The sequence below is a fragment of the Staphylococcus canis genome, from assembly GCF_016238445.1.
In the GTDB taxonomy this organism is placed as follows: Bacteria; Bacillota; Bacilli; order Staphylococcales; family Staphylococcaceae; genus Staphylococcus; species Staphylococcus canis.
The window spans coordinates 1-255 of the sequence record NZ_JABANU010000109.1; the positions used below are offsets into that span (position 1 = coordinate 1).

At 30.6% G+C, this 255-nt stretch carries 1 protein-coding gene; it reads left to right on the top strand.

Going from position 1 to position 255, the window contains the following annotated elements; genetic code table 11:
* The coding region (locus HHH54_RS11125; RefSeq protein WP_198618835.1) for a transposase at positions 1-255 on the top strand (255 nt) is incomplete at both ends.

A 255-nucleotide genomic window follows, 5' to 3' on the forward strand; every position in this document is an offset into this window, starting at 1 on the left:
TCATTTATCATTTGATGAATTCAAGTCAACAAGTGATGTAGACAGTGCTATGAGCTTTATTTACTGTGATGGTATTACACACGATATCATCGATATCTTACCAGACCGTCGTAAACATAAACTCGAAGAATATTTTTTAAGATTTTCTAAACGACAACGTAAAAAAGTGAAAACAGTCTCTGTAGATATGTTTACACCTTATATATCGTTAATTGAATCTTTATTCCCTAATGCCGATATTATTATTGATCGATT